Below are 21,615 nucleotides of genomic sequence, written 5' to 3'. Positions count from 1 at the left end.
ATTTACACAAACTATTTTATACTCTCCAATCATTAAGATAAATAAACTAAAGTCTAATAATATTTGCGTAAATATTACAAAATTAATTGCAAGCGGCAAAATTCAATAGTTATTTGTGCAAAAACGCTGATGTTCCTGTAGAATAATGTACGGAACTATTTATCCTGACTATGAAATTAATATTGATAAGGAGAATGTAATTTGAAATGGACAAAGCTTTATGTTCGTTGCAGCCTTCAAGCACAGGAAGCTGTTAGTAATTTATTATTGGAAAATGGTGCTGGCGGTATTCAAATTGATGATGCACCGACCACTCAACAGATCGTTTTAGCGACATACTTTGACAATGATGAAGTAACTGCACCTTTGATAGAGAAATTGACTTCTGCGCTTGAAAGATTGAAAGAATATGGCTTAGATCCTGGCACATATCAAATTGGAACAGAGAACCTAGATGATAGTCAGTGGTCTAATGAGTGGAAAAAATATTATCATGCGCAACGAATCAGTCGCTACCTAGCGATCGCTCCAAGTTGGGAGAGCATTCAGGACTTTGATGATCAGACCAAGGTCATCCGTTTGGATCCTGGAAAGTCATTTGGAACAGGAACTCATCCAACAACGATCCTTGCATTGCATGCTTTGGAAGCAAGTGTGCATGGACAGGAAAAAATGATCGATGTGGGCACGGGTTCAGGAGTTTTAAGCATAGCTGCTAAATATTTAGGGGTAGAGCAGGTTAATGCTTACGATGTTGATGATGAATCTATCAAAGCAGCTCAAGAAAATTTTAATTTAAATCCACCTTCTAAAGATATTACTTTAAAGAAAAATAGTTTGCTTGATGGTGTTACTGGTCAAGTAGAGCTGATCGTAGCTAATATTTTAGCTGAGATCATAGTCCCATTGATCCCGCAAGCTGCAACTCATTTACAAGACCAAGGCACGTTGATCTTGTCTGGCATTATTGCAGATAAATTACCATTGATCGAGAAAACGTTACAAGATAATGGCTTTGTTGTTAAGGAAACACTAAAAATGAAAGATTGGTATGGCGTTATTGCCGTTATACCGCAAGATAAATAAGTAGTAGGAGACAAGTATGCAACGTTATTTTGTTAAAGAAAATATTACTGACCAAGAATTCTTCTTACCACCAGAGATCTTCCACCACGCAATTGATGTTATGCGTGATAAGGTAGGCGACCGCTTTGAGATCATTGGGCCTGATCGGCAAGTTCAAGTTGTTAAATTGCTTTCAATTGACCATAGTCATGCTAAGGGCCAAATTATCCAGACTATTGTCCATGATCCAGAATTACCCGTTCAAACGACGATCGTATGTGGGATCTCTAAAGGTGACAAAACTGAAAAAATTGTACAAAAAGGTACTGAACTGGGAGCAAACCGCTTTATTTTTTATAATTCAGAACGATCTGTTGCTCAGTGGAATGACAAAAAAGCCACGAAAAAATTAGTGAGATTGAAAAAAATATCTCAGGGGGCTGCTGAGCAATCACATCGGACAGTCATCCCTGAGGTCTTATTTTGCCAAAATATAACGGCTGTTTTTAAAGAAACCTGGCAGGCAGATCATCAAGTAGTAGCTTATGAAGAATCTGCCAAACAAGGTGAGACTAGCCAGTTAGCACGTATCTTGCAAGTAGTTCGCAAGGAGAGCAAAAAGCAGCAAAACGGCGAAACACTGGCTCTGTCCGCTTTTTTTGGACCAGAGGGTGGCTTTTCACCAAAAGAAATTAAATTTTTTAAGCAGCAAAATGTTTCTGCGGTTGGATTGGGTCCAAGGATCATGAGAGCAGAAACTGCTCCCTTATATCTGTTAGCAGCACTTTCTTTTGTTCTTGAACTAGAATAATGTTATCTAAACGTTGATATATCAGCGTTGCAAGACGTTCAAAATATATTGACCCCAAAAATGACCCAAACTCAATTATCCATGTATTTGGCAAACCGTTCCCCAGTTTCATTTGACCTCGACTTTAGCACATGCGCATAGACGTCCATTGTCGTACCAGCATTGCCATGCCCTAGTCTGATCTGAACTTCTTTGATAGATGCACCAGCTTCGAACAGCAACGAAGCATGTGTATGTCTGAAGCCATGCACTCTTATTCGTTTCTGTGGAAAGTGCCCGTATATTCTTTCAAGCCATTGTTGAGGCACTGAAGTCGTGGTATACCGATTAAATTTGTTAGGAAAAACAATGTCAGTATTGCCAAGACCTAGCTTAAAGTTTCGCTTCTGAAGATTCAAGTGCCACTGTTTCAGAACTTGAATTGTTTGCTGATCCAATGAGATAGTCCTAACCGATGACTTCGTTTTGGTATCCTGTACTAATAGATCTCGGTTTATCGGATTGTATGCCAATGTTTTGTCGATTCTTAAAGCCTTTTTGTCAAAGTTGATGTCGTCCCAATTTAAAGCCAAAGCCTCACTTTTTCTAGCTCCCGTATAGGCAAGCAACCAAAAATAGGTATATAGCTTTTGATCTACTTTTTCAGCACGCTTCAGAAAATAGGTTAGTTCTTCGCGAGTATAAAAATTAACAGTTCCCTCAAACTGTGATTTCTGTCCTTTAGGGAGCACTACCTTATCAAAGGGGTTATTATCGATGATCTCCATTTTAACTGCATATTGTAGGGGCATTTTGAGTAGAACGGCACAATTCTTGATCGTTGAATGAGTTTTTGCAAAACCGTTAAAGAAGTTCTGAATATATTGAGGTGTCAGTTTATCTAGCTTGATATTGTCAAAGTCATTTTTTAGATCGGCTTCATACAACTTTTTCTGTTGTCCAGCAGTAGAGATTTTAATAGTTTGAGCATGAACCTTATGCCATGCACTGAATAGTTCGCCAAACGTTCTAATTTGTCCGCCATTGCGTCTGTGCCATCCGTTAGTGTCATAATCCACTCTCAATCTATCAAGCGCTCTCTGCGCCTCTCTGGCTGATTTAAAACCACGCCGAGTAGTTTCTATCCGTTTGCCCGTCACTGGATCAGTGCCGAGATACGCTTTAAATCTATATGCAGTCGTGCCGTTTTTCTTTTTATATGATTTAATATTTTTATTCCGCATGATTATCCTCCTTTGTGTGTGGGTCAAAGCAGGGTAGGCACCGCCTCCTTTTTGTGATAAGATAAAAAAGAAGGGTGCACCGCACCCCTTTATAGTGTATAGGCACATCTCAAACTCTGGTCGGGGCGAGATGTGTTTTTTATTAATCATCTATATGTTGAATTGCATAATCAGCTTCCTGCGATGTAAATTGTTCGCCGGCTTCTGAAGTTAATTGTTCATGTATTGAATCATTGGACATATCTTGCTCTTCGCGATAATCTTTGGCTTTTTCTAAGGCATTCTTATTATAGTTGACTTTGATGTGGTCTACTGCATATTGTGCAGCTTTTTGTGGGAAACCTTCGCCTGCATCAGAAGTTAGCTGATCATAAATACCTGCTTTTGACATATTCATGGTGTCGGCGTAAGTTTGTCCCTTTCGTTGAGCTGCTCTGTATTCAGCCGGTACATTGTCTTTCTTTTTACTCGACGATTGCTTTTGTCCAGTCTTTGCGTCGCTTGCTGTGCTTTCATCATCATCACTGCCGACAACACTAGCAAACATAAACACTACTACGAGAATCAGCAGCCAAAACCAAATCTTTTTATAAAATGGTTTCTTTTCCTTAACTGTATACTCTTTCCCATTTTGTCCTGTAATCTTCTTCTTTGCCATTTGTAATTCCTCCAAATATAATATTTCCTCGGTTTTTAACGTCCACGAGGTGCGGACTATGTATTATTTTAATTAAATATGTAATGTGCTCGGCTAGATGTTATAATCTAGTCAAACACATATTCTCATGCTCTAGCCGGTTACCCTAAATTCTGGCTAGGGCATTTTTTATAGATCGGCTACAAACCGAACTGCCTTGCCAATTATCCTGCCAGTATAATCGTCTGATAAAATTATCGGATCGTACTCGTGGTTATCTGGCATCAACATGACGATGTTGCCTTGGTGCTTGACTCGCTTTAATGTGGCCTCGCTGTCATTATCAACTAGCACCGCTGCGATCTCGCCGTCTTCCACAGTTGGTTGTTCCCTAATCAGCACGTACGAACCATTTGGTATTGTCGGCTCCATTGATCTGCCTTTTGCCTTGAGATAAAAGACTGTTCCATTCGGTAGAAGATCGGCAACCGTTTCACGATAGCTCTCAATATTCTCATCAGCAGTTATTGGATCACCGCAGGCTATTGTACCTAATATAGGAACTTTTTTAGTTTTGGTTGGGACTTCCTTTAAATTGTCAGGCTTATTTTCTTCTACTAAATCAGCTTTTTCAATATGGAAATAATCGGCGAGCATTTCAATTTTATCAATTCTTGGGTATGTTTTTCCATTGACCCAATCAGAAACAGTTGTATATGCTTGTCCAAGATCACTAGCTAATTTACTTCGATCAATCCCATTTCTATCCATATACTTCTTTATATTGGCTGACATGACTTCTTTATTGCCTAAACCATTCATCTATTTTGTTCACTTCCTTTCTACAATTACTATATTACGGCAATATCGTATGTATTGCAATAATTATTTTTAATAAATTACGGTTTTTTCGTGTTTTGTTCTTGACAGTACGGTTTAACCGTTATATGATTAGTATGTCGAAAGGAAGTGAACACATGAAACTGACATTAAAAGCGTTGCGAGTTAATTATGGATTAACTCAAACAGAAATGGCAAAGATCGTTGGCGTGAGTCCAGATACGTGGAGTAATTATGAACGGGCAAAAACTTTTCCTAATAAAAAGACACTCGATAACATCGAAAAGTATTTTGGCGCTAATTACAACGATCTTATTTTTTACCGTAACTTACGGTTTAACCGTAATTTAATTAAAGAATAGAGGAGGTGAACAAATTGCAAGAAGTTGCATTAAGTAATGATCTAACTCAACTAACTACCGAGATCAAAACTTACCAGTCAATCGGTGGACAAGCAATATTTGAGATTGGTAGACGGTTGAAGAAGGTCAAAGAAGAAGACTTGGCGCATGGACAATATCTTAAATGGCTTGAATCAATCAATATGGATAGAACAATGGCATCAAGGTTTATCAAGGTTTCTTCAGAAAAATGGTTAAATGATGAACCAGTGCAACATTTAGGCGTCAGTGTTCTTTATGAACTAACCAAAATTCCCACTGAAATGCGCAATGAACCACAACAATTAGATTCTGGTGAAACCAAAAAGCCGGTTGATATGACCAGGCGAGAAATTCAAGAGCTTAACCACAAGCTCAAACAGTCCGAGGACGCTCGCCAAACATTGAACGGTGTGATTGATGACAAGTCAAAAACGATTACTGCATTAGAAGAACAAGTTAAGAACAAACCGGCGCCAGAGATCGTTGAAAAAGAAATTGAGAAAGTACCCGATGATTATGAGCAACTTAAACAACAAGCGTCTGATGCTCAAGCTCAATTGAAAAAAGCTCAAGAGGATCTCGAATTTTATCAGAGGGAAGTTCAGGCTTACGAACGGATCAGAAAAAACGATGAAGCGAATGACAAGTTTGATGAGCAACAAGAACATGAGCTTAGGTCTTTGAAAGTTCAAACATCAATTAGCATTTATTCATTGATAAGGGACATTCAAAAATTCTTACGAGAAGAAAATGTGCTGACTGATATATCCAAAATTAATGATTTAGATAATAGGTCTAAATCTGATTTGCAAGAAGCAACTGATGGTCTCCAAAGATTCGTTGACAACGTAAACCAAATTATTGAAGGCAGAAGAATAGTAGAAGGGAAGTTTTCAGAATGATGCCACAAGAAAAACAAAATAACGAAATGATCGATAAATTAATCGAGCAACAATTAAACAACGCAGTGATTATTAAGAAAGTCCGTGAGGCTAATAAGAATGACTTGCAACAGGTTAAAAGTAAAATGACTGCTGATTTCAAAGATGAAATTTCAAGGGCTGTTAAAAGCACAGAAGAAGAAATGCACGCATTTGTAGATGATGCCATTGAAGATGTAAAAAAGACAATTCCATTAAACGACGGAGAGGCAACAAATCTTAAAAGCATTATTTCACAGCGTGCCAACATCACGACGCTTGAATGGATCGGACAAACATTTGGGGACAAAAACTACGGTGGATCAAATTTTTACTCTAAGAAATATGGACACATTATCGGTGCCTTTTACTCAATTGTTAAGAAACATTTCAATGCGATCAAGTATACAACTATTCTGCACGCAAATTATGAAGATGCAATCAATTATGCCAAGCAGTTAAACATCTATGACTTGCCAGAAAGAACGTTACGTATTACGGAAGCTCAACTGCAAACCTTGAATGTCTGGGAAATAAGCCACGGATATAAAGCAACTGAACCAAAAGATTAGGAGGAATAAATAATGGAATATGAATCAGTAAGAGACGCAATAGAAACATTACTGTCAGTGAATGACAAGAACTTAAATCCTGAAACTTTTAAAACGGTTGAAGATGCACAAGATTTCAATTTAGAAACACTATTTTGGATTGCTGACACCTTAGGCATGAGCGATTTATATTTACCAACTATTGAAGACAACGAGGAGGCTTAAAAATGAGTGAAGAAAAAGTTCGCGTTCTTAATGAAGATTTTTATAGCAAGTTGGTTGTTGAAACCGAAGAAGGCAAAAAAATAGCAGAAGTTACATTAACGGATATAACTCCTGCTGACGGTTATCGTATCAGGTTAACACCTAAATACAATTAGCCCTTTGGTGGATGTGGATCATGGCCATGACTGTCTTTGTTCTGGATTTGTCCGTTTCTACCATGAATAACTAATTCAGAATGTTGATTTATCGAAAATTCACGACCTGCTTTAACGGCTTCTGCTTTTGTGTCTGTGTGTAGAGTAGATTTCGAATTTCCCTCGCCCTTAACGTTCCAACCACCATTTTTGTTGGGTACGACGTGCTGATTTTTGCCCGACATGTTTATCACCACCTTATATTGAGATAACTCAATTATACGATTAATCGTTTTTATAGAAAGGAAGATTTAAATGAAATTAACAGTAGAAGGAACCACAGAAGAAATAAAAAACGTGCTCCAAGCTATCGGAAGTAGCGAGGAACACGGAGTGAAAATTAATGCGGATAAACTCGCTGAAATTTATTGGTCCTTATCAACAAATAGAGCAGAGAGAACTAAATAAGTGAATTTTTCAGTGTATTCTCTGGACTCGTTAAGTGCAAATATAAGCGCATCTTCAAGCTTTAAATTGCCGTTTTGATCTGCGTATCTTTTCATTGATTCAAGAACTGCATCTTTTGACCAATGTTCTGCTGAAAAATCGTCCAGTACACTTTGAAATTTGCTATTAAATTCTTTTTCTTTCAATTAAATCACCTCCTTATATCAATTATATAAGGAAAGTTAAATCGTAAGCTAATCAATTAATTTAAATAGAAAGGAGGCTGATCCAATGGCAGAACTAGAAGAATTGATCGCTACTAAAATAGCTAAGCTGGTTCAGCACAAACTGGACGAACAAACCAGTGACAAGCAATCAATCGGTTATCTCAATCAAGCACAAATGGCTGATTATCTCAGCATTACACCCAGAACGTTTCATGACAAGATCATGCCACTTGCACCGCCCACAGTAGTTATTGACGGCTTAGTCCGCTATCCAGTGGACGAATTTAACGAATGGATCAGGGACAATTATTTACTGGGGGCGGTTACATGACACCAGGGGAAGGAACGGTCGTTGCAATAGTCGGGTATATCGTTATTGCGATGATCGTGGCAATGATAAAGAGGAGGATTAATAAATGAGCATCATAATCATACTTCTAATTGTCCTGTTGGTGATTATATTCGATGATGTTGATTACAAATGGAAACAGAAAATGGGTGAGCAGCATGACAGCATCGGGAATCGAAATTATCAACCTCGTCATCTTGATGGTGATGATCAGGCTAGGAGCTAGTTACACAGCTTTATTAGCCGTAACGGTATTCACTTTAGCGCTGATGGGAACACACCAAATGTACAAGTTTTTAAAGCAAGAAAAAAGCCACGATGGCAGTCGTGACTAACATTCAACAAAAATATATCACGTGCCTATTATAGCACAGATTGGAGCAAATTATGACACCACAATCTAAAGCCCACCATGATGCTTTACAAACGATAGCAGTTAAATCAACACCGCAAGAACGCATTAGCTATCTGACAATGATTATCAATGTGAAACGTGATCAGTTGACTGATTCAGAGATCCGACTATTACAGCATCACATTGATCTATTGAGAGAACAGGAGGCACAGCATGGAAACTAAAGAAGCAGATGCAATCGTTAGATTTTTAAATTTTGCAAAACAAACTATGACCCAAGATAATTTCATGCTACTTTGCCAAAAAATCGAAAAAGAAAATGATGATATGACTGATGAGTTACAACAATATATCTATTGTAGTGCATTCGACATGTGGCAAGAGCAGCTTGAAGAAATGAAAAGAAGTTGATTTTAATGCAATATAATTTTGACCGCATGGCTGATGATATGGACACCCACTCAGATGAGTGGCAACGCCAATTTGTACAATACAATATGCCACGAGCACCTAAAGAATTACACGACTTGAATGGCGACTTAATCACTGAAGATGAAGTCTGGATGACCGATGATGGATTAGTCCCTATGAGCCAGTTAGTTGCATATTGCAAATACAAGTGTGACGCACGAATTTGTGATGTAGATATGGCAATCGAAACAGTGGAAGAAATGGGAGGATATCAATATGAGTAATGAAATAGCAACAAAACAAGAACAGTCAGTAACGTTTGATGTTAACGGTGAAGATATCACATTATCACCAAACACAGTCCGTAATTATTTGGTTGATAGCAAAGAACCTATCACAACCCAAGAGATTGTAATGTTTATCAACCTTTGCAAGTACCAGCACCTTAATCCTTTCTTAAAAGAAGCGTACATTATCAAGTTCAAAGGAAGCCCTGCACAGCTTATCACTTCCAAAGAGGCATTTATGAAGCGCGCTGAAAACAATGAGCAGTATGCAGGTATTAAAGCGGGTGTAATCGTTGTCCGTAATGAAGAAATTGTATATAGCAATGGGGCTTTTATATTGCCGACTGACCAATTAGTCGGTGGCTGGGCTGATGTCTATCGCAACGATCGAAAAGAACCACATCATGTTGAAATTAGTTTTGATGAATTTAAGAAAGAAAGATACGACTACAAGACACATCAGAAAGAACTTAACTCAACTTGGAAGTCAATGCCTGCAACGATGATTCGTAAGACGGCAATTGTTAACGCATTACGTGAGGCATTTCCTGAAGCTTTGGGCGGTATGTATACCGAAGATGATAAGAACCCAAATGAGCCATCTCAAGAAGTTAAAGAAGTCGAAGCTACTGAAAGAGAGCAGCAGGCTAATTCAATCTTAAAGGGTGCTACAAGCAACGATGACGTTCAAACGTCTAATGATACTCAAAGCAACGTACCCGAGCCAGAACAGGCTGAAAAGGACGTTAAACAGCAAGATGAGAAACCTAGCGATGAAATAACTGAAATCATTCAAGACTACGACAAATCAAAAGACAACGATCAGGAAGAACAGACTGAATTGTTAGACGACATCACAGGACAACCAAAGGCAGATGAGCAGTAATGGAGCTTACTCAGGCTAATTACTACGAACATGATACGGACTTCAAATATATGTCTGTATCGATCTTCAAGGACTTCATGAAGTGTGAAGCTGCGACTTTAGCAATGCTGAAAGAAGACTGGCAACCAAATCGAGATAATACTGCTTTGTTGGTTGGTAACTGGCTTCATAGCTTTTTCGAAAGTCAAGAAGCGCATGACAAATTCAAATCAGACAATGCCAAGTTTATTTACAAGTATGGCAATTCAGACAAAGGTATCAAATCGCAGTACAAGCAAGCTGACAGCATGATTTCAGTGCTGAAACACGATGAAGCCTTTACGAACGTTTATGAACCAGGTCAGAAAGAAGTTATTGTGACTGGCAAAATTGACGGTTATCCGTGGAAGGGCAAAATTGACAGCCTTGTCTTAGATCATGGTTACTTCTGCGACTTGAAGACAACTGCTGATATCCACAAAGGCATCTATGACCCAGAAGTTAGACACAGAGTGCCATTTGTTAAAGCATACGGCTATTACATGCAGATGGCGGTGTATCAAGAGCTCATCAAGCAACAGTTTGGAGTTGAGTGTCAGCCGTTTATCTTTGCCGTTAGTAAGCAAGACCCACCCGATAAGATGGCGATTGACTTTAATTCTGTTGACGATGGCTATGAATTAGATGGAGCACTTGAATTCATCAAGGACAACCAAAAACGAGTGTGGGATGTCATGAATGGCGAAATTAAGCCGAAGAGATGTGGTAAATGCGAATACTGCCGCATGACGAATATGATCGAAAATTTTACGCACGCAAGCGAGATCGAGGTGGATTAGATGAGTGAACCTGTTTTGGTCAGGAAAATAACACCCGATGAGATTACTTCAAAGTTGGAAAGCCCATTAAATATTGAGCATCTCAAGACAATGTATGACGGTGACTTGAGCCATGTATATGCTGAATTGAATATCGTTGACCCGAGAAAGGTCAGACCAAAACAGCGAGCTCTCTTTTTCAGTCTCTTAAATGAGATTCAATCATGGTCAGGAGCACCAATGAAAGAATTCTTAAAGGATTACTTTTATACAGCATATTCGATTGAAACAGAGGGAAAAGAGATAAGCCTAGCAGCCGATACAACTAATTCAGTATCAGACGCTAACAAACTTTTAGACCTAGTTGTTGAGTTTATCTTTCAGTATAACGTGCCGATCAACGACAGCTATGAGCTACTTCCACGAGATGAAAATTACTTTCTATATCAGTGTTGTAAGCATCGAAAGTGCGTTATCTGTGGCAAACATGCAGATATTGATCACATTGATGAAATTGGTTCAGGTTTAAATCGTAATCATGTGGACCATAGCAAAAGACATGTAATTGCATTATGTCGGGTTCATCATTCAGAACGCCACCAGATAGGCAATAAGCAATTTAGCAACAAGTACCATATGCCGCTGAACGGAATCAAATTAGATGTTGAAACGCTCAAGAAGATAGGTGTTAAGGGAGATTATCGAGAGGAGGAACAGCATGGCAGTTAGAAAAGTTACAAAACAAGACAGAAAATTTCAAGGTGTTTGGATACCAGCTAAATATTGGCTAGATGAAGAACTGAAAATCGTTGAAGTTGTTTTTCTAACAGAAATAAACAGCTTAGACAACGATCAGGGCTGCTTTGCATCAAACAAATATTTTTCTGAATTCTTTGGTTTAACTGCTGGAAGATGTTCGCAAATTATCAATGGTTTAGTTGATAAAGGTTACTTATCTGTTAAGTACGACAGAGAAGGAAAACAAATCAAAAAGCGAACCCTTAGGGTAGTTAATAAATTAAATACCCCTATTAAGAATATTAAAGGGGGGTATTTAGAAAATGCTGAAGGTAATAATACAAGTATTAATAATACAAAGAGAATTAGTAGTAGTAGTAAAAGGGCTCCTGACATCTTCACTGACTACCAGATGACTGGAGCAACATTGAGCAACAATAACATGCTGGTTCTGATGGACTATGAGCAGCGATTGAGTGATGAAATCGTCTCACATGCTATCAATTATATGGATCAACATGCTACAAAACCTAATTTTAATTATCTAAGACAAATCCTTGATGGGTATGAAACTGGTAATGTCACTACGGTTGAAAAGGCAGAGAAGATTGAAAAAGCTTGGATAGAAAAAAACAAAGCTAGAAACAGTGGCTATAAGCGTTCTAATAAGGCGAAACATCACAGCATTAAAGAAACGTGGGAAAAAGAACACCAACGCAAAGAGAAACTCAAGCAAGAGTACCTCACTAAGTATGGTGAAGTGCCTGTCAATCTTGACACTATCATGGACCGTCCCAACATTAAGCCAATGTTCAAGGCTGACGAAGAAAAAGAAATGGCTGCGATGGGATTGAGTGAGGATGATATGCCATGGTAGGAGAAAATTATGCAGGGAATAAATGAGATCGTTCTGGATTACATCAGAAGATACTCTGACGAAGAAAAAGAGTTTTGTCCGGAGTGTTTGGAGCGAGGTAATGAAACAGCCATGTTCAGACCTAAGGGCGACAAGATAACTTATGACAACGGAGTCAAGCATGTTCATAAAGGCGTCAAGAAAGCAGCATTCTGTCCTGTATGTGGATATTCGACTTTGGACGGTGGAACTAAGCCAGTCACTAAAGATGAATTAGAACAGCGAACTGCTCAGATAGCTACCGAGAACAGTCTAAAACATGGAGCAATTGGTTATCTCACTTCAACGTCAATTTTTGCCAAAGATATAACGAATTGTACCTTTGATAATTTTGCAAAAGATAATGATGATCGTCTGAAAGTTGCGAGGTATGTCTATAAGGGTGCTATGCACCTTAGCGAGGGCGAAAGCACTCATATGATTTTGCAGGGGCATACAGGTTCTGGCAAAACACACTTAGCTTTTGCAGCGATTCAAGAAATTTTCAAGCAAACTAAATATCGAGTTAAGTATCGTAAGCGTCAAAAAGGCACGAATGAATCAGCGGACGCCTATCGCAATATCGAAATAGTTTTCTGCTCGTGGCCATTGTTGATGAAACAGATTAAGGACGGTTTCAATGACGATCAGATAAAAAAGGCAACCGATCGAACTGTTTCAGCATTACAGACCGCAGATATCGCTGTGGTTGATGATCTAGGCGCTGAACGTGATACAGACTTCAACTTCGAACAGATTGACAATTTAATGCAGATTAGGGAAGACATGCCCTTGATTGTTACAACTAACGAAAGCTTTGAAGAACTAACGGAAAAATACGACGAGCGAACGGTTTCAAGGATTCAAGCACACAGCGCATTGATTAAGTTCGATGACGTAGCAGATTATAGACAAGGAGGCTAACCCATGCCAAGAAAAATCAGACCAAATCAAAGAATTATCCACTGGAACCCGAAAACACACACATTAATTAGATCAAGTGTCGAGCCGTACGATCTAGGGCCAGTCTATAAAACTACCGCAGTTGACCCCAAGCCCAGACGACGAGGTTGGAACAGTCATGCTTTTGTGGATGACAGAGTACAGCGAAAAGGGTCGATGATATGAGACTAGTTTTTGAAATCGAGCCAGTCGCACAAGCAAGACCACGAGCGGTACGGATGGGAAGAAGTCTGCGAATGTATGACCCAAAGAAAACGGCAGACTTCAAGAAGCAGCTACATTTGTTGGCGGAAATAAAAACATGTTGTTTCTACCCAAGAGGCATTAAGGCTGAAATCTGGTTCTACCGTGCAGTGCAGAAGTCTATCAGTAAGAAAGAGCACCTCAGAAGGACGACAGGGCAGGTTAGACCAACAGTTAATCCTGATACCGATAATTATATCAAAAGCACGTTGGACGCCTTAAATGGCATTCTATGGCGTGATGATTCACAGATTGTGGATCTAACTGCGCACAAGTTTTATTCGGACAACCCACGAATTGAGATTGAACTGGAGGAATTTCAATGAATAAAGATCAAAAGAAACTGTATGACTGGTTAGTGCTTAATAGCCAATTAGAGGCAATGTCTGTAATTGACATATATTATGATATGGACGCATGTGCAGATTTTGAAACCATAAAATCCAGAGATAGGCTGACTGAAAAAGAGAAGGACCAAGCCATCTATCAAGCAATTATTGAGCGCTGGCATGATGAACTATTTTAAGGAGGACGACTAATGACTAAATATTACCGAGTACGCACGCCAGAGCAATGGGACTGGCTGATGAAATATTTTGAGAAAGCAGATATGGAGCAATGATCAAGCAAAGGAAAAAAGAGAGATAAGCATTATAGACCGTTTGAGCTTCAAAACTCTCTCGGCCGTTGTCGGAGCAAATTAAATTTACACGCAAGATCCTAATCCTATTATTTCTCAAGCTCCGACCGCAGCTCAGCTTATGATAACGGCTAAGCCAGCAACAGCCAACAAGTATTTTGCATAATCACTCGAACCGACAATCGAGACAACAATAAAGGTTGGCTGAAAGAAGGAAGATGATAAGAGTTTACACGCCAATCTGAAAGTGCTAGATACTCACAATTTGTAGCGCAAATCAGAGGTCACGTTAATCAAAATTAGACTTGCAGACTGTCAGAAGTCTGTAAGCCATAGCTAGGGCGGAAATCTAACAAGGATGTGAATAAACCTCAATTATATCTAATTCTTGCATCCAAACTAGCAAGCCTTGCAACGGTACATGCTTGAGTTCGAGCCTCAAGGCAAGGCATTCCGGAAAATAATAAGCAAAGGAGAGAGAACCATGACAGCAACTAAACAACAGTTGAGAAATGCTACAGCTGGCATTGTAAAGTACCTAGATACAACATATGGCTTTCATAATTGGGCTACTGATGATGAAGTCGAGAAAGACCCTAAAATTATTGAGTTCCGTAAATTGTGGAATAGTAAAGGTGTAAAGAATCGTGCCAGAAAAAGCCGACTGCCAATCGATGAAACACGAGCCTTTAAAATTATGACAAGAGAACAGAAAGATAGTTATATCAGGGAGCAAATCGAACAAGGCAAAAAGCCATGGGAGATTGCTAATGATTTAGATTATTCAGGACCACAACCGATTTATGAAGTCATTGACAGGCTGGAACTCGATTATCACAAAGTTAAGCATCATGCTAATTCGAGCATATCAGAGGATTTAATACGTGAAGTTTCAAAGAAAAGTATTGGGTATGAGTATATGGCTGGTATTTTGGCAAGAGATTACGGAGTCAAGCTAAATCGCAAAACGATTCAATCATTCATGAAAGCTCATAAGATGCAAGAAGAAATAGACGGCATGAGACAGCGCCGAGAGATGCGTTATTTGATCAAAGATGGAAAGACGATTGCATTTCATAACTTAGGCGAATTAGCAAGGCATGTAGGCATGACAAAAGCGACTGCTTTAAATCAGAAAAATGTTAAGCACCCACCGTTCAGAATTATGACATGGGAAGAGAGGTATGAAACACGTGATGAGGATATTTAAGTTTCTGCGAGGCAAAATAGTCTATCACAGAATCGGACCAATGCTATATCAGACTAAAGTACAACGCAGAGTTAGAATATTTTAGGGAGGAAATATATTGGCAACAAGAGATGAAGCGATTCAAGTAATCAAGAGATATCCAGATTATGAACGCGATAAACGCAGACGTGAGCTAGAACTCAGATACCCGTTTGATGCTTACTCAGATGAAAATATCGGTGGCGGACGTGCTCAGAATGTACGCGATGAATCACTTGAGAATGAGGTTAGCCGAGTTTTATCTGACCATAAGCTAATTGAACTAGAGCGAAATAAAAATGCCGTAGAGAGCGTTCTAAGCCAATGTGTGGACAAGCCTGTACGAACTTTATTAGACCGTGCAACATACGAAATAATTTATGAATTCTTCTTTGCAAATAACAGGCATTATGATGCAGTAGGGTTGGGCAAACATTTGAGCCTATCTCGCAGTAGGGTGTATGCACGAAGAGATGCTTTTATCAAGGCCGTTCAAAAAGAATTGTCGAAGCGAGACAAAAGCGGGACGAACACCCCGTAAAAGTGTTGTATATTTGTAATATACAAAAAGGCTTAATTAAGTCCTTTTGTAAGAACACGAAATTTTCCTCCTACGAAAATTCGTTAGTGTGGTTAGCATGATCTAACCGTAACAGTGCCTGGTAGGCGTGAGCACATAGACAGACATTGATATGACTCATTAACTTATAACTGATTATCACAGGCGGTTCGATTCCACCTACTGTTATATCCGTTAGCTGGGTTAGAGGCTAGTCCCTGACCGGGGACATACATAATATTTTAGGCAGTCCATTGTGACTGTCTTTTTTAATGCACATAAAAAACCATTGACCAGTTAAGTCAATGGCAAAAGGACCTAGGAGTTAAACGTTGATCGTTAGCAATGTACATGTTATTGTCCTTTGACGTCATTGTAACAGAAAACAGGAGAGGTTGCTATGAAAAGCTTATTCAAATACATAGGGTTGTCATTGGCACTCATAGCATTGTTCACGGCAATGTTCTATGGTGGACTGCTGATGGCGTGGTTGGTTATTAGGTGCGTGTTGTAGAAATACATAATTGAAAGGTGGTGGTGGCAAATGCCATGAAACTAACGGAAAAGCAAAACAGGTTTGTTGATTACTATATTGAACTTGGCAATGCCACTCAAGCCGCAATCAAAGCAGGTTATTCTAAAAAAACTGCTCGGTCAGTAGGCAGTGAAAACTTGACCAAACCTGACATAAAAAGAGCCATTGAGAAAAAAATGAAGAAACTTGAAGATGCTAAGATAGCTAAAGCTGAAGAGGTACTTCAATTGTATTCTCGTATCTTGCGTGGTGAAGAAAGTGAAAAAAGTGCTGTCGCCACTCCTAAAGGCGTGGAAGTGGTAGAAACTCCGGCTGATCTAAAAACTCGGCTAAGTGCTGGTAAAGAGCTGATGAAACGTTATCCAGCAATGGACCCGATGACGGCCGAGCAGATACGTAAGCTTAAAGCTGATGCTGATTTAGCTGAGCTGAAAGCCAAACGTGAAGCCGATGGCGATGCGCAGGATAACATTATTATGAACTTTAACCGAACTGATGGGAGGAACACGGATGACAACAGTAATTGATGTGGATGTTGATGCAATGATCAATCCCCATTTTAACAACGTGCTGTTTTCCAAGGCCTCTAATAAGGTGTTAGAAGGCGGTCGTGGCTCTACTAAGTCGTCTGCAATTAGTTTGGATATTGTTTATAAGTTTCTGCAAGACCCATATGCTAATGCCTTAGTAATGCGCAAGGTTGCTAACACAATTAACATGTCAGTTTATGAACAGATTAAATGGGCGATATATATGCTACGTGTTAATAATCAGTTTGAGTTTAAGAAATCGCCTTACAAGATTATCCATAAAGATACAGGGACGGCAATTTATTTTAGTGGTGTTGATGATCCACAGAAATTAAAGTCGTTTATCATCGCAAAAGGTTACGTTCGTTGGCTGTGGTTTGAGGAACTGGCAGAATTCAATAGCTGGGAAGAAGTCGACACAGTGCGAGCTTCATTCACACGTAAGCAACTGCCAAATGACCTAAAGGTTGAAACGTATTACAGCTATAACCCACCTAAGAACCCGTATGATTGGATCAATGAGTTTGTCGAAAGCAGAAGAAACACGCCTGATTGGTACGTTGATCATTCAACATATAAAGATGTGACACTGCCTAATATTCTAGCTAAGAGCTATCTTCAAGAAATAGAGACAGTTAAACAAAATGATCCTGACTATTATCGGTGGATGTATCTGGGTGAAGTAGTCGGCTTAGGGACTAACGTTTATAATATTGATTTATTTCATGTCATAGATGAGTTTCCCAGTGATGACCGTTTACTAGGCTTATATTATTCAGTCGATACAGGGCACGAGACATCTGCTACTACGTGCGGTTGTTACGGCTTAACTGCTAAAGGCAACGTGATACTACTGGATAATTATTACTATTCTCCTGCTGGTAAAGCTTATAAGAAATCGCCTACTCAGTTAGCTGAAGATTTAAAAGCGTTCATTGATCGTAACGGCCGAGAATATGGTATGACGCCTATGAGAATGACAATGGACTCAGCTGAAGGTGCCTTGGATAATGAGTTCTATGCTAAGTATGCTATCCATTGGCACAAAGTGAACAAACTTAAAAAGGTTGACATGGTCGATCGTGTGCAGGACTTATTAGCTCATGGTCGTTTTTTTATGCTCAAAAAAGAAGCTAATAAAATATTCTACGAAGAAAACAAGCGATACCAATGGGACGAGAAGACACTGCAAAGCGATGATCCTAAAGTCATAAAAGAAAACGATCATTGTGCGGATCAGTTCCAATACTTTGTGCGTGATGCTGAACGTGATCTTGGCTTGAGATGGTAGGAGGTGGACTATGTCGTTAATTGACAGCATTAAAAATCTATTTCGAAAAGGAGGCGCTAAGGTGGGTGTAATTAAAACACTGACTAACATAACGGACGATGGCCGTATATCTATCTCACCAGATGAGTATACTAGGATAGCCGAGGCTAAGCGATACTATCGCAACGACTTTCCAAAAGTGGAGTACCGCAATAGTTACGGTCATGAATGTGAGCGCCGTTTATCTAGCCTGAACATTACTAAGATGGCTGCTAGACGCTTAGCTTCAGTTATCTTTAACGAGCAATGTTCAGTGGCAGTTAATAACAAAGAGAGTGTTGCTAACGGTGATGATGCCACTGCTATTAAGGACAATAAAGCACATGAATTGATTGATGAAGTGCTGGCTGATAACGACTTCTATACAACATATGAAGAACAGCTAGAACAAGGTATTGCATTAGGTGGTTTTGCTATCCGCCCATATGTGGAAAATGATAAGATCAAATTATCATGGATTAAAGCCGATCAATTCTATCCATTGCAATCGAATGTCACCGAGATCAATGAAGCAGCGATTGCGGATAAAACGACCGTACAAGATGGCAACAAGAATCTTTATTACACGTTGTTAGAGTTTCACCAATGGATACCTGCAAAAGAAGGTGGCTACAACTATCAGATCACTAACGAGCTGTATGAGTCCGAGGATAAAGGACAAATTGGCGTTAATGTCCCGTTAGATAAGTTACCGAAGTATAAGGGCTTACAGCCAATTAGTGTACTATCTGGCCTAGAAACACCTCTATTTGCATACTTTAAAACACCGGGAGCTAATAATATTTCCCCCGAAAGTCCGTTAGGTTTGGGCATTATTGACAATGCTAAGCATACCGTTGACGCAGTTAATATGACTCACGATCAGTTTGTACACGAAGTAGAAATTGGCAAGCGTCGTATTGCAGTGCCTTCCGAGATGTTAAGGCCGGGCGGACCAATGGCAAGCGGAAATGGTCAGCAAGAGATGCACCCACCGATGTTCGATAAGAGCACAGATATTTATGAGGCAATGTATGGTGATCCACAAATGAAGATCACTGACTTGACACAGCCTATCCGCAATGCGCAATACCAATCAACAATGAGTTTCTTTATGCGTGAGTTTGAAAATGAAACAGGCTTATCACAAGGCACATTTACTGCTGATGGTGAGGGCGTTAAGACAGCTACTGAGGTTGTATCTAATAACTCTATGACCTATCAGACGCGTTCTTCTTACTTAACTCAGGTCGATAAGCAAATTAAAGCACTAGTGCGAGCTATCTTATATACAGCAAGCAATGGTGCTTTATTCAGCAATGGCATTCCTTTATGGAATGGTGATGTGGACAGCACCGAAACAATTGTTGATTTCAACGACGGTGTATTTGTAGACCAGGAGGCACAATTTAATAAAGACATGCAAGCCGTCGATGATGGTATGATGCCACGCGTTCAATTCTTGGTTCGTAATTATGGTATTAATGAGACGACAGCCGAGGATTGGATCCAGAAATCTCAAGAAGAATCAGCTGACAGAACTCCTGCTGCATTGCAAGAAGGCGCGTTATTTGGTGGAGGTGGTACTGATGACGAAGAAGATAACGATGAACCAGATGAATCATCAGGCCAACAAGATAGCTGATAATTACACCAGATTACAGCAAGAGTTGTTCTATCTGTTAATTGATGCAACTAAAGACACACGTTCGTTGTTAATGGACAGAGAGCACCCCTTAGCGTGGCGTTTTGCTATGTTACAGAAAATGGGTGGGATTACTGAAGAAGTCGTCCGTATGGTTGCTAAAACGGCTAATATGAGCGAGCAACAAATTAAAAGTTTAATCGAAGATAATGGTTTGAAAGTTGCTCAACAAATGAACAGTCAATTGGCCACTATGCTGCAACGAAAAAATAAGCCAATCAGTTCAACTCAACGGCAGATTATTAAGAGTTATGCACATCAAGCTTTTCTTGATATTGATAATAATGTTAATCAAACACTACTCACTACTAATTATGGCGAGAATGCAGCAATGCGGACGTTCCAAGATATTGTTAATCGTACTACCTTGGATATACAGACAGGACGTAAAACACCACAGCGTGCCCTTACAGACAATATTATGCAATGGCAGGACAAAGGTATGAAAACATCTTTAATTGACAAAGGCGGGCATCAATGGAGCTTAGAGGGTTACACCCGTACGGTACTTACCTCTACTGCATCAAGGACATTTAATGATACACGTATTCAATCGATGAAAGAGTTCGACAGCGTACTCGCTACTATGACAAGTCACCCTGCCGCACGTGAAGCGTGTTCGCATATTCAAGGTAAGGTGGTAAATATCGTACCCCCTACACACGAATCATATAACCCGCGTTATGATTCGATATATAACTATGGATATGGTCAGCCTAGCGAGACACTGGGTATTAATTGTCGGCATGATCTATATCCCTATGTTGAGGGTGTGAGTCATAATTTTCAAAAGCATTATGATCCACGTAAAGCCCGCAAGAATGCAGACATACAGCAGAAACAACGCTATTATGAGCGCTCTGTTCGCCACCAAAAGGAAAAGCTAAAAATGGCAAATAAATTGGGTGATGAGAAGGCTCAACGTAAACTAAAGACAAGTATTCGCGGTTATCAGAGCAAGTTAAGAGATATTGTCAAAGATAACGATTTTCTAGCACGTCAATATGGGCGTGAGAGGATCGTAGCAAAATAAATATATTCGACCTGGATATGTCGTTAAACTGTCTATTTTTCATGCAACCAAAACCCAGTCGTTGCTGGGAAATAAAAACGTATGGAGGTTATACACATGAAAAGAGAGTTTCTAAAGGATCTAGGCATTGAAGGTGAAGCGATTGATAAGATCATGGCCGAACATGGCAAGGACGTTCAAGACGCTAACAACCAAGTTGAAAGCCTAACAACTGAACGTGACGGCTTAAAAGAACAACTTGCAGACCATAACAGCCAATTAGAGGACCTTAAGAAGTCGTCTAAGGATAACAAAGAGCTTCAAGATCAACTAGCCCAGCTCCAAGAAGCAAACAAGAACAAAGATGAAGAGTGGCAACAGAAACTGGCTGATCAAAGCAGAGATTTCAAAATCAACGAAGCATTACGTGACTCAAAAGCGCGTAACCCGAAAGCCGTGCTTGGCTTACTAGACTTGGACAAAGTCACAGTGGGTAAAGACGGTAAGCTTGAAAACTTTAATGACCAGTTAGAAGAAGTGCAGAAAAACGATTCATATTTGTTCGATACCAAAAGCAACCAGGAAGCTGATGGGCCTAAAGGTGTTCAGGTTACTTCTTTAGGTAATCCCAGCGGTGGCAATGGTGGCAATGAACCGACTATGGTTCAGAAGATTGCTCAACGTATGAGCGGAGAAAAATAGAAAGAGGG

The 21,615-nt window shown here is 39.5% G+C and carries 31 protein-coding genes; 26 read left to right on the top strand and 5 right to left on the bottom strand.

The genetic code is table 11. From position 1 onward, the window contains the following. The first annotated feature begins 201 nt into the window (after positions 1–201). Together prmA and FC65_RS00540 are read left to right on the top strand one after the other, a co-directional pair. A complete protein-coding gene (prmA, locus tag FC65_RS00545) occupies positions 202–1,086 on the top strand; it encodes a 50S ribosomal protein L11 methyltransferase (RefSeq protein WP_056971157.1) in 885 nt (294 codons plus the stop codon). 16 nt (positions 1,087–1,102) lie between these two features. Then, positions 1,103–1,876 carry a 16S rRNA (uracil(1498)-N(3))-methyltransferase gene (locus tag FC65_RS00540; protein ID WP_056971156.1) on the top strand — a complete coding sequence of 258 codons (774 nt, stop codon included), beginning with the start codon at positions 1,103–1,105 and terminating at the stop codon, positions 1,874–1,876. Between the two features lie 71 nt (positions 1,877–1,947). Here the strand turns inward: FC65_RS00540 and FC65_RS00535 are convergent, their stop codons facing one another. The 3 genes from FC65_RS00535 to FC65_RS00525 all read right to left on the bottom strand — a co-directional run bounded on the left by FC65_RS00535 (position 1,948) and on the right by FC65_RS00525 (position 4,558). After that, a complete protein-coding gene (locus FC65_RS00535; RefSeq protein ID WP_056971155.1) occupies positions 1,948–3,099 on the bottom strand; it encodes a tyrosine-type recombinase/integrase in 1,152 nt (383 codons plus the stop codon). A gap of 142 nt (positions 3,100–3,241) precedes the next feature. Continuing rightward, on the bottom strand, positions 3,242–3,757 hold the full coding sequence (locus FC65_RS00530) for an Ltp family lipoprotein (RefSeq protein ID WP_056971154.1): 516 nt from the start codon (positions 3,755–3,757) through the stop codon (positions 3,242–3,244). Between the two features lie 168 nt (positions 3,758–3,925). After that, complete coding sequence (locus FC65_RS00525; protein WP_056971153.1) at positions 3,926–4,558, bottom strand: LexA family protein; 633 nt, start codon at positions 4,556–4,558, stop codon at positions 3,926–3,928. Positions 4,559–4,713: 155 nt separating this feature from the next. Here FC65_RS00525 and FC65_RS00520 point away from each other — a divergent pair, with 155 nt between their 5' ends. The 5 genes from FC65_RS00520 to FC65_RS12140 are packed head-to-tail and all read left to right on the top strand — an operon-like array spanning position 4,714 to position 6,810. Continuing rightward, positions 4,714–4,938: a helix-turn-helix transcriptional regulator gene (locus tag FC65_RS00520; RefSeq protein WP_156408551.1), complete on the top strand. Its 225-nt coding sequence runs from the start codon at positions 4,714–4,716 to the stop codon at positions 4,936–4,938. A gap of 14 nt (positions 4,939–4,952) precedes the next feature. Continuing rightward, entirely contained in the window at positions 4,953–5,861 is a 909-nt protein-coding gene (locus FC65_RS00515; protein ID WP_056971151.1) for a DUF3102 domain-containing protein, read from the top strand. Continuing rightward, positions 5,858–6,451 carry a hypothetical protein gene (locus FC65_RS00510; RefSeq protein ID WP_056971150.1) on the top strand — a complete coding sequence of 198 codons (594 nt, stop codon included), beginning with the start codon at positions 5,858–5,860 and terminating at the stop codon, positions 6,449–6,451. Before FC65_RS00515 ends, FC65_RS00510 begins: the two co-directional genes overlap by 4 nt. Before the next feature lie 12 nt (positions 6,452–6,463). Next, positions 6,464–6,655 (top strand): hypothetical protein, encoded by a 192-nt coding sequence (locus FC65_RS00505; protein ID WP_056971149.1) that lies wholly within the window; start codon positions 6,464–6,466, stop codon positions 6,653–6,655. Positions 6,656–6,657: 2 nt separating this feature from the next. Continuing rightward, positions 6,658–6,810: a hypothetical protein gene (locus tag FC65_RS12140; RefSeq protein ID WP_169790223.1), complete on the top strand. Its 153-nt coding sequence runs from the start codon at positions 6,658–6,660 to the stop codon at positions 6,808–6,810. On the opposite strand, the gene FC65_RS00500 is transcribed toward FC65_RS12140, so the two are convergent. Beyond that, the gene (locus FC65_RS00500) at positions 6,807–7,034 is read right to left on the bottom strand and encodes a DUF2188 domain-containing protein (RefSeq protein WP_056971148.1); all 228 of its coding nucleotides are present in this window, start codon (positions 7,032–7,034) and stop codon (positions 6,807–6,809) included. The two genes, FC65_RS12140 and FC65_RS00500, sit on opposite strands and share 4 nt — an antisense overlap. A gap of 180 nt (positions 7,035–7,214) precedes the next feature. Beyond that, on the bottom strand, positions 7,215–7,442 hold the full coding sequence (locus tag FC65_RS00495; RefSeq protein WP_056971147.1) for a hypothetical protein: 228 nt from the start codon (positions 7,440–7,442) through the stop codon (positions 7,215–7,217). Positions 7,443–7,527: 85 nt separating this feature from the next. Here FC65_RS00495 and FC65_RS00490 point away from each other — a divergent pair, with 85 nt between their 5' ends. The 19 genes from FC65_RS00490 (at position 7,528) to FC65_RS00400 (ending at position 21,607) form a co-directional block, all read left to right on the top strand. Then, positions 7,528–7,794: a hypothetical protein gene (locus tag FC65_RS00490; protein WP_056971146.1), complete on the top strand. Its 267-nt coding sequence runs from the start codon at positions 7,528–7,530 to the stop codon at positions 7,792–7,794. 176 nt (positions 7,795–7,970) lie between these two features. Continuing rightward, positions 7,971–8,147, top strand: coding sequence for a hypothetical protein (locus FC65_RS11740; RefSeq protein WP_156408550.1), 177 nt, complete (start codon positions 7,971–7,973; stop codon positions 8,145–8,147). Positions 8,148–8,199: 52 nt separating this feature from the next. Continuing rightward, entirely contained in the window at positions 8,200–8,391 is a 192-nt protein-coding gene (locus FC65_RS00485) for a hypothetical protein (RefSeq protein WP_056971145.1), read from the top strand. Continuing rightward, positions 8,381–8,578, top strand: a complete 198-nt coding sequence (locus FC65_RS00480; protein WP_056971144.1) for a hypothetical protein — start codon at positions 8,381–8,383, stop codon at positions 8,576–8,578. Before FC65_RS00485 ends, FC65_RS00480 begins: the two co-directional genes overlap by 11 nt. A 5-nt stretch (positions 8,579–8,583) precedes the next feature. Further along, positions 8,584–8,862, top strand: coding sequence for a hypothetical protein (locus tag FC65_RS00475; protein WP_056971142.1), 279 nt, complete (start codon positions 8,584–8,586; stop codon positions 8,860–8,862). Then, on the top strand, positions 8,855–9,751 hold the full coding sequence (gene bet, locus FC65_RS00470) for a phage recombination protein Bet (RefSeq protein WP_082618889.1): 897 nt from the start codon (positions 8,855–8,857) through the stop codon (positions 9,749–9,751). The genes FC65_RS00475 and bet overlap by 8 nt, the downstream gene beginning before the upstream one ends. Next, the gene (locus FC65_RS00465; RefSeq protein WP_056971140.1) at positions 9,751–10,569 is read left to right on the top strand and encodes a PD-(D/E)XK nuclease-like domain-containing protein; all 819 of its coding nucleotides are present in this window, start codon (positions 9,751–9,753) and stop codon (positions 10,567–10,569) included. Before bet ends, FC65_RS00465 begins: the two co-directional genes overlap by 1 nt. Beyond that, the gene (locus FC65_RS00460) at positions 10,570–11,277 is read left to right on the top strand and encodes a putative HNHc nuclease (RefSeq protein ID WP_056971139.1); all 708 of its coding nucleotides are present in this window, start codon (positions 10,570–10,572) and stop codon (positions 11,275–11,277) included. It abuts the gene before it with no gap. After that, positions 11,267–12,163, top strand: a complete 897-nt coding sequence (locus tag FC65_RS00455) for a DnaD domain protein (protein ID WP_056971137.1) — start codon at positions 11,267–11,269, stop codon at positions 12,161–12,163. The genes FC65_RS00460 and FC65_RS00455 overlap by 11 nt, the downstream gene beginning before the upstream one ends. Positions 12,164–12,274: 111 nt before the next feature. Next, positions 12,275–13,105, top strand: coding sequence for a P-loop NTPase family protein (locus FC65_RS00450; RefSeq protein WP_162257039.1), 831 nt, complete (start codon positions 12,275–12,277; stop codon positions 13,103–13,105). A gap of 200 nt (positions 13,106–13,305) precedes the next feature. Further along, entirely contained in the window at positions 13,306–13,713 is a 408-nt protein-coding gene (locus tag FC65_RS00440; RefSeq protein ID WP_056971130.1) for a RusA family crossover junction endodeoxyribonuclease, read from the top strand. Then, positions 13,710–13,913: a hypothetical protein gene (locus FC65_RS00435; protein WP_056971128.1), complete on the top strand. Its 204-nt coding sequence runs from the start codon at positions 13,710–13,712 to the stop codon at positions 13,911–13,913. The genes FC65_RS00440 and FC65_RS00435 overlap by 4 nt, the downstream gene beginning before the upstream one ends. Before the next feature lie 598 nt (positions 13,914–14,511). After that, complete coding sequence (locus FC65_RS00430) at positions 14,512–15,237, top strand: hypothetical protein (protein ID WP_056971127.1); 726 nt, start codon at positions 14,512–14,514, stop codon at positions 15,235–15,237. Positions 15,238–15,334: 97 nt separating this feature from the next. Next, positions 15,335–15,796, top strand: coding sequence for a hypothetical protein (locus tag FC65_RS00425; RefSeq protein ID WP_056971124.1), 462 nt, complete (start codon positions 15,335–15,337; stop codon positions 15,794–15,796). Positions 15,797–16,363: 567 nt separating this feature from the next. Beyond that, on the top strand, positions 16,364–16,876 hold the full coding sequence (locus FC65_RS00420; RefSeq protein ID WP_056971122.1) for a terminase small subunit: 513 nt from the start codon (positions 16,364–16,366) through the stop codon (positions 16,874–16,876). Next, positions 16,860–18,170, top strand: a complete 1,311-nt coding sequence (locus FC65_RS00415) for a PBSX family phage terminase large subunit (RefSeq protein ID WP_056971121.1) — start codon at positions 16,860–16,862, stop codon at positions 18,168–18,170. Before FC65_RS00420 ends, FC65_RS00415 begins: the two co-directional genes overlap by 17 nt. A gap of 61 nt (positions 18,171–18,231) precedes the next feature. Then, on the top strand, positions 18,232–19,833 hold the full coding sequence (locus FC65_RS00410) for a phage portal protein (protein ID WP_235803044.1): 1,602 nt from the start codon (positions 18,232–18,234) through the stop codon (positions 19,831–19,833). Continuing rightward, a complete protein-coding gene (locus tag FC65_RS00405; RefSeq protein WP_056971117.1) occupies positions 19,778–20,926 on the top strand; it encodes a phage minor capsid protein in 1,149 nt (382 codons plus the stop codon). Before FC65_RS00410 ends, FC65_RS00405 begins: the two co-directional genes overlap by 56 nt. 96 nt (positions 20,927–21,022) lie before the next feature. Beyond that, positions 21,023–21,607: a phage scaffolding protein gene (locus FC65_RS00400; protein ID WP_056971115.1), complete on the top strand. Its 585-nt coding sequence runs from the start codon at positions 21,023–21,025 to the stop codon at positions 21,605–21,607. Positions 21,608–21,615: the final 8 nt, after the last annotated feature.

Source organism: Ligilactobacillus acidipiscis DSM 15836 (assembly GCF_001435755.1).
Lineage (GTDB): Bacteria > Bacillota > Bacilli > Lactobacillales > Lactobacillaceae > Ligilactobacillus > Ligilactobacillus acidipiscis.
The sequence above is the reverse complement of the archived record's forward strand: the minus strand, read 5'-3'. Positions and strand labels throughout refer to the sequence as shown.

Bases quoted from the DNA above. Each gene is read 5' to 3' on its own strand.
- FC65_RS00465 (WP_056971140.1), top strand. From the start codon at position 9,751: ATGGAGCTTACTCAGGCTAATTACTACGAACATGATACGGACTTCAAA.
- FC65_RS00480 (WP_056971144.1), top strand. From the start codon at position 8,381: ATGGAAACTAAAGAAGCAGATGCAATCGTTAGATTTTTAAATTTTGCA.
- FC65_RS00510 (WP_056971150.1), top strand. From the start codon at position 5,858: ATGATGCCACAAGAAAAACAAAATAACGAAATGATCGATAAATTAATC.
- FC65_RS00525 (WP_056971153.1), bottom strand. From the start codon at position 4,558: ATGAATGGTTTAGGCAATAAAGAAGTCATGTCAGCCAATATAAAGAAG.
- FC65_RS00420 (WP_056971122.1), top strand. From the start codon at position 16,364: ATGAAACTAACGGAAAAGCAAAACAGGTTTGTTGATTACTATATTGAA.
- FC65_RS00430 (WP_056971127.1), top strand. From the start codon at position 14,512: ATGACAGCAACTAAACAACAGTTGAGAAATGCTACAGCTGGCATTGTA.
- FC65_RS00535 (WP_056971155.1), bottom strand. From the start codon at position 3,099: ATGCGGAATAAAAATATTAAATCATATAAAAAGAAAAACGGCACGACT.
- FC65_RS00440 (WP_056971130.1), top strand. From the start codon at position 13,306: ATGAGACTAGTTTTTGAAATCGAGCCAGTCGCACAAGCAAGACCACGA.
- FC65_RS00435 (WP_056971128.1), top strand. From the start codon at position 13,710: ATGAATAAAGATCAAAAGAAACTGTATGACTGGTTAGTGCTTAATAGC.
- FC65_RS00450 (WP_162257039.1), top strand. From the start codon at position 12,275: ATGTTCAGACCTAAGGGCGACAAGATAACTTATGACAACGGAGTCAAG.
- FC65_RS00485 (WP_056971145.1), top strand. From the start codon at position 8,200: ATGACACCACAATCTAAAGCCCACCATGATGCTTTACAAACGATAGCA.
- bet (WP_082618889.1), top strand. From the start codon at position 8,855: ATGAGTAATGAAATAGCAACAAAACAAGAACAGTCAGTAACGTTTGAT.
- FC65_RS00455 (WP_056971137.1), top strand. From the start codon at position 11,267: ATGGCAGTTAGAAAAGTTACAAAACAAGACAGAAAATTTCAAGGTGTT.
- FC65_RS00475 (WP_056971142.1), top strand. From the start codon at position 8,584: ATGCAATATAATTTTGACCGCATGGCTGATGATATGGACACCCACTCA.
- FC65_RS00505 (WP_056971149.1), top strand. From the start codon at position 6,464: ATGGAATATGAATCAGTAAGAGACGCAATAGAAACATTACTGTCAGTG.
- FC65_RS00530 (WP_056971154.1), bottom strand. From the start codon at position 3,757: ATGGCAAAGAAGAAGATTACAGGACAAAATGGGAAAGAGTATACAGTT.
- FC65_RS11740 (WP_156408550.1), top strand. From the start codon at position 7,971: ATGACAGCATCGGGAATCGAAATTATCAACCTCGTCATCTTGATGGTG.
- FC65_RS00520 (WP_156408551.1), top strand. From the start codon at position 4,714: ATGAAACTGACATTAAAAGCGTTGCGAGTTAATTATGGATTAACTCAA.
- FC65_RS00405 (WP_056971117.1), top strand. From the start codon at position 19,778: ATGACGAAGAAGATAACGATGAACCAGATGAATCATCAGGCCAACAAG.
- FC65_RS00400 (WP_056971115.1), top strand. From the start codon at position 21,023: ATGAAAAGAGAGTTTCTAAAGGATCTAGGCATTGAAGGTGAAGCGATT.
- FC65_RS00460 (WP_056971139.1), top strand. From the start codon at position 10,570: ATGAGTGAACCTGTTTTGGTCAGGAAAATAACACCCGATGAGATTACT.
- FC65_RS00500 (WP_056971148.1), bottom strand. From the start codon at position 7,034: ATGTCGGGCAAAAATCAGCACGTCGTACCCAACAAAAATGGTGGTTGG.
- FC65_RS00490 (WP_056971146.1), top strand. From the start codon at position 7,528: ATGGCAGAACTAGAAGAATTGATCGCTACTAAAATAGCTAAGCTGGTT.
- FC65_RS12140 (WP_169790223.1), top strand. From the start codon at position 6,658: ATGAGTGAAGAAAAAGTTCGCGTTCTTAATGAAGATTTTTATAGCAAG.
- FC65_RS00540 (WP_056971156.1), top strand. From the start codon at position 1,103: ATGCAACGTTATTTTGTTAAAGAAAATATTACTGACCAAGAATTCTTC.
- FC65_RS00415 (WP_056971121.1), top strand. From the start codon at position 16,860: ATGACAACAGTAATTGATGTGGATGTTGATGCAATGATCAATCCCCAT.